This is a genomic window from Streptomyces chiangmaiensis (assembly GCF_036281785.1).
Taxonomy (GTDB): domain Bacteria; phylum Actinomycetota; class Actinomycetes; order Streptomycetales; family Streptomycetaceae; genus Streptomyces; species Streptomyces chiangmaiensis.
Genome location: NZ_JAYWVC010000346.1, coordinates 1 through 5,187 on the forward strand (window position 1 = coordinate 1; position 5,187 = coordinate 5,187).

Annotated in this window: 4 protein-coding genes and 2 pseudogenes; 4 read left to right on the forward strand and 2 right to left on the reverse strand. The window is 64.7% G+C overall.

The genetic code is table 11. The annotated features are described in order from the left end of the window. Positions 1-297: 297 nt before the first annotated feature. Positions 298-1,157 (forward strand): annotated as a pseudogene (locus tag VXC91_RS42050) (Mu transposase domain-containing protein); the annotation flags it as partial. A 405-nt stretch (positions 1,158-1,562) separates the two neighbouring features. After that, positions 1,563-1,781, forward strand: coding sequence for a hypothetical protein (locus VXC91_RS42055; RefSeq protein WP_329512628.1), 219 nt, complete (start codon positions 1,563-1,565; stop codon positions 1,779-1,781). Between the two features lie 600 nt (positions 1,782-2,381). Here the strand turns inward: VXC91_RS42055 and VXC91_RS42060 are convergent. Both VXC91_RS42060 and VXC91_RS42065 read right to left on the reverse strand, forming a co-directional pair. Next, complete coding sequence (locus VXC91_RS42060; RefSeq protein WP_329512629.1) at positions 2,382-2,780, reverse strand: GNAT family N-acetyltransferase; 399 nt, start codon at positions 2,778-2,780, stop codon at positions 2,382-2,384. 320 nt (positions 2,781-3,100) lie between these two features. Beyond that, complete coding sequence (locus VXC91_RS42065) at positions 3,101-3,223, reverse strand: hypothetical protein (RefSeq protein ID WP_329512630.1); 123 nt, start codon at positions 3,221-3,223, stop codon at positions 3,101-3,103. A gap of 271 nt (positions 3,224-3,494) precedes the next feature. On the opposite strand from VXC91_RS42065, the gene VXC91_RS42070 reads away from it, so the two are divergent. After that, positions 3,495-3,974, forward strand: a complete 480-nt coding sequence (locus VXC91_RS42070) for a redoxin domain-containing protein (RefSeq protein WP_329512631.1) — start codon at positions 3,495-3,497, stop codon at positions 3,972-3,974. Positions 3,975-4,297: 323 nt separating this feature from the next. Next, positions 4,298-5,179 (forward strand): annotated as a pseudogene (locus VXC91_RS42075) (NADP-dependent oxidoreductase); the annotation flags it as partial. Between the last annotated feature and the right edge of the window lie 8 nt (positions 5,180-5,187).

Consider the following 5,187-nt stretch of genomic DNA (forward strand, 5'->3'; position numbering starts at 1 on the left):
ACCCCCTTGCTCGCCCTGATCGTAGTCCGCTGAGCAGGAACAAGGCAGGTCAAGCGACCTGGTTGTCGATGCGCAGTAGAGACCAGGTGCACGGAGTGTCCGAAGGGATGGCCGGGCGGGCTGTGCGCATATGGCGTCTTGAGTGTGAGGGCCGGGTCCGCCATTTCGCCGAGTGGTGGCTGGGTTCGCCGGCGGGGGCGTGTGCGGACGGCAGCGAGATGGGCGGTGCGACACACAGCTTCCGGGCGGCGGCGGTCTCCCGGCGCCGGGCGCCCTTGGTGCACTGTTCAGGTCTAGGTCGGTACTGGTCGTCAGCGAATCCTGCCGGTGCTCGTCATGACACTGGGCTTCTCGGCGTTCTCGGTCGGGGTGATGATCCCCTCGCGTCAGGCCGATGACATTGTGTCGGGCATGTGGCAGCTGATCAGCAGCATCGGCCGGGTCCCAAGATGCTGGTCTGGGACCGCGAGGCGGCGATCGGAGGCAGCGGAAAGCTCACTGCACCGGCCGCTGCCTTCGCCGGCACGCTGGTCACGAGAATCAAGCTGGCCCCGGCCCACGACCCGGAATACAAGGGGATGGCCGAACGCAACAACAAGTACCTGGAGACCTCGTTCCTGCCCCGGCGGCAATTCGCCTCACTGGCAGACTTCAATCAACTGTTGGAAGAGTGGCTGGTCAGGGCCAACTCCCGGCCTATTCGGTCGATTCTTGGTCGTCCGGTGGACCTGCTGGAGCGGGAGTACCTGGCGATGATCCCGTTGCCACCGGTCGAGCCGTCGATCGACCTAAGCTCGAGGGTCCGGCTCTCGCGTGACTACTACGTTCGCCTCGACACGACCGACCACTCTGTCCATCCGCAGGTCATCGGCCGGTTCGTGGACGTCACCGCGTCCTTGGAGGAAGTGGTGGTGTTCTGCGACAGCCAGATCGTCACCCGGCACGAGCGGTCCTAGGTCAAACAGGCCGTGGCCACCGACCCCGTCCCCGCGGCCACCGCCCAGCGGATGCGCCAGGCCCTGGCCAAGGACCGCGAGCGGTGCCAGGCAGCAGGCCGTCAGCACACCGACGGGCACGTCATCGCCCTGCGGGCCCTGCCTGATTACGACGCGCTGTTCGGCGTCGACTTCGATCCATCATCAACGAAGGCGAAGTGATACCCGACCATGACCACCACCACGGCGACTCCTAAGGACGGCCTACCGTCCATGATCGCCTACCTGACCTGGGTCTTGAAGACCTCCACCATCGGCGCCTACGGGGAGGACCTCGCCGCCTGTCGGCATACAAGCGTACGCGCACCACCTCGTACGGTCGAAAGTGCACCGTTTCTGAGGCGGTGACGGGGCGGAGGCCGCGAGTCTGCTGCTGCCGGTTCGGGGCGGCGGGGAGTCGGCTGACGGTGGTCTTGGATCCGCATCGCGGGCTGGAGTTGAGGCAGTTTCGTCCGCTGTACGAGTCCGGTGCGATGAGCCTGCGGGAAATCACGAAGGAGCCCAGGCTGGACCCCTGGACGGTCCCCCCTGTCCTTCGACCAGGGCACCGTCGAGCACGTCTCCCGCTTGATGGGAGCTGAGCGCCGTCGGCACCACACCCGCAAGAAGACCCGCCTGCTCACTCCCTTCCGCCAGCCCGCGCTGGTCCTGCGCTGGTTCGTCGACGACCCCCATATCGCCCAACTCGCCGTCGGCGACGCACTGTCGATGCGCACCTGCCACCGCTACCCCCACGAAGAGATCGACGTCCTGTCGGCCCAGACCCCACGCTGCAGCAGACCCTGACCGCCGTAAAGGCCGCCGGGCACGGCCACCAGCTGCTCGATGGCACCCTCATTGAGACCGACGCCTCCTACGTCTCCCGGCCCCACCAAGGAAGTGGACCAGTGGTGGAGCGGCAAGCACAAGCGGCCCGGCGGCAGCATCCAGGTTCACTCCGCCCCCGACGGCTTGCCGACCTGGGCCTCCCCGGTCCGTCCCGACCGCAAGCACGACTTCTCCTGCGCCCGCACCCACGCCCGCTCGACACACTCGACAAAGCCGCTGGCGACGACGGCCCACTCACCATCACCGACACGGGCTACGAAGCGGCACCCGAAGGCTTCCGTGTGCCGCACAAGAAGCCTCAGGGCAGCGAACTTACCGTCGATCAGAAACAGTTCAACAAGGTCATCAGGGCGATCTGCGCCCTGCCGAGAAGGCCAACGCCGTCCTGAAGACCCACTCCAAGACCCTGCGCCGTATCAGCCTCGACCCGCGGCGCATCAGCGCCGTCGTCGAAGCGGCCTCAGCCCTGTTCCACTTCGAGAAGGGCCGAACCACATAACACGATCACCCAGAGCCACCGATCATCGCTGTCAACAGCTCATTGTCCATGCCTACCTCTCACCGTGGTGGCATTGACCGGGACGGCAGAGTCGGGATGTCGGCATACTCGGGATGGGTACGGACAAATGCCGCTGCGAACGGACACGTAACAGTGGTGGTCTTGCCTTGCCTCCGCAGCTCGGCCAGGACGCCGCTGAGGAGTCTGGCAGCTATCCCCTTGCCCCGGTATTCCGGGAACACAGATGTCGCCATCAGTGTGACGTGGTTACCCGCTTTACTGTAAACGAGTCCAGCGACGGTCCGACCCCCCAATGCGGCCTCGTAGATGCCGGCCTCGCTGTTGTCGACGATGACGAAGTCTTCCGTATCGGGCGTGATTGTTGCCGACGAATCCACGTCTGCGACGTCTTGTCCGGCGCAGGTCAGGGTGACCATGCCCTCAGCGCTGCCTGCCATGCTGCCTCCTAATCGTTCGTCTTGTCAGCGGTCGGGAGCGCCCGGCCAGCCAGATGAAGTGTTGCTTCGCCTATGCGGTGGCGGTGCCACCGAGGTCTCAGATGGCGCCGGCCCGATCGTTGTCCGCACCGAGGAGATCGCCGAGCAGGGAATGACCGGATTCCTGCGGGGCGATGAGGACACAGAGCCGTAGGTGCTGAAAAGGCTCGGTTCAGTATGACTTGGCCCGTTGGATGTCGTCGGTCAAAGCGGCAGTCACGACGCGAACCTCACCACCCATCGGGATCGCCCTGATGGCGTTGGCGGTCCTGTCTAGTTGGTCAGTGGTAAGCGGGAAGGATCACATCAGCTCCGGCCTGGACAAGCTTGATCGTGATCGCTGCTCCGACACCGCGGCCAGCGTCAGTGATCAGGGCGGCCTTGCCAACAAGCTCAGCTGTCATGCTTGACGGATCCTTTCACGCGATGTGTGGCCCAGCGTCAACCCAGCTGTATGACGCACCACGCGGCCCGATGAGTATGAAGGCACAGCAGACAGCTGTGTCTACCTCATCAGCGTCGATCTTTCGCGCCGTCTTACCAACAACCTCTACCACGCTTGTCCTCGCCAGCCATGTACCACAGCCACATCCGAACAGCGTGGTAAGCCGTCGTGGTCCGACGCCGCTAACGCCTCTGACTGGCAAGCGCTCGACAGATCATGAGGAGACGGTGATGACGTTGCTCAGCCCCGAAGACTCGTTCCCAACCCTGACCCTCACTCAGGCAGGTGGGCAGACACTTACTCTGCCGGACGCGTTCGCCGACAACTTCGGCGTCGTGCTGTTCTATCGCGGATCCTGGTGCCCGTACTGCACTGCACAGCTGCGCGCCTTTCAGCGAGCCGGTGAGCGTCTCGCGGAGACGGGCATCAAGGTTGTCGCACTCTCCGTCGACGACGAGCCGACGACCGCAGAACTGATCACGAAGCTCGGTCTCACATTTCCTGTCGGACACACCGCCGACGCCGCTGCGATATCGGCCGCAACCGGAGCATTCGTAAATCCTCAGCCGGTCTACCTGCAGTCGACCGGGTTCGTGCTCGACCCGTCTGGAAAGGTGGTCGTCAGCGTCTACTCCAGCGGAGCCATCGGACGACTCGTACCGGATGACGTCATCGGGCTGGTCCGCAATCTGCGTGAACGCACGGAGTAACCACGGCCAGTCACGTGCGGGCTATGCGCTACGGCGACACGATCTACGTCTCCGGACAGCTTTTTCATCACGGTGCATAGTCCCGTGCACCCGCACCAACAAGCCCCGACTCTTCCCCGATGGCGTAGCAGAAGCGGCAGACGCACCCAATACCCAAAACGTGTTGAGCCGCTTCGACCCGTCACTCGACGACGACTCCCTCGTGTCAAAGCGCTTTTCAACGTGCGGAGAACGATGTCGTTGTCGAAGTTCATGCGTCAGGCTTCACCCCCAGTGAACTAACGTGACTCGGAACCTGGACCGATCGCGTCGGCCAGAACCCGACACCGTCGATCCGCGGGCACGAGCTGGCCGGTGTGGTCAGCGCGCTCGGCTATGGTACGGAGGGACTGTCTGTGGGCCAGCGAGTGTTCGGGCTCGCGGGAACTCGAGACGGCACTTTGGCGGAGTACGTGGCTGCCGAGGCGCGTAACCTCTCGTCACTGCCGAGCGACGCCGACTTCACTCTGGGCGCGAGTCTGCCGATCTCGGGCCTGACCGCGCGGCAGTGGTTGTTCGTGCACGGCCGCGTCCAGATGGGGCAGAGCGTCCTCGAGCATGGTGTAGCCGGTGGGGTCGGATCGATGGTGAGACAGCGCGCCCGAGAGGCGGGTGCTTACGTCATCGGCACTGGACATGCCGCCGACCGGCAGACGGCACTCGACTTCAGCGAGCAGGAGTTCGTCGACTTCGACAACGATTCGCTGGAAGACGTCGGCGGAGTCAATCTTGTCTTCAACGTCATTTGCCGTGGCATCAGAAAGCGGTCAGCAGGCCTGATCCGAGCCGGAGGAACGCTGGTGACCATCGTCGGTCCGCCGGAGGCGCAGCTGGCCGACGGCCTGGCGGTTGATTTCGTCGTCGAGGCCGATCGCGGGCAACTGAGTGAGGCCGTCCAGCGGGTGCGGGACGGGCGGCTGCGGGCAAACATCGGCAACGTGGCGACTCTCGACGATGCCGTCGCCGCTCTCAACCCGACCGAGCGGATCAAGGGGAAGACGATCAGGGGGCACAGACAGCCAAGAGGCCCGCGGCGAGGGCGCACGCAGGAGACGGCGCTGCCTGCCCTGGTCACACCGACGGGGGCCGGCACCCCCCAGCGCCTTCCGGCTGGCTCGTCCTTCACCGCTCTTCGCATGCGTCGGCGCTCCCACGCCCGGCGCTGAGGCTCTAG

What these genes read in the sequence shown, in the direction of transcription:
- VXC91_RS42060 (WP_329512629.1), bottom strand. Translation starts at nt 2,780, where the DNA reads ATGGCAGGCAGCGCTGAGGGCATGGTCACCCTGACCTGCGCCGGACAA.
- VXC91_RS42070 (WP_329512631.1), top strand. Translation starts at nt 3,495, where the DNA reads ATGACGTTGCTCAGCCCCGAAGACTCGTTCCCAACCCTGACCCTCACT.
- VXC91_RS42065 (WP_329512630.1), bottom strand. Translation starts at nt 3,223, where the DNA reads ATGACAGCTGAGCTTGTTGGCAAGGCCGCCCTGATCACTGACGCTGGC.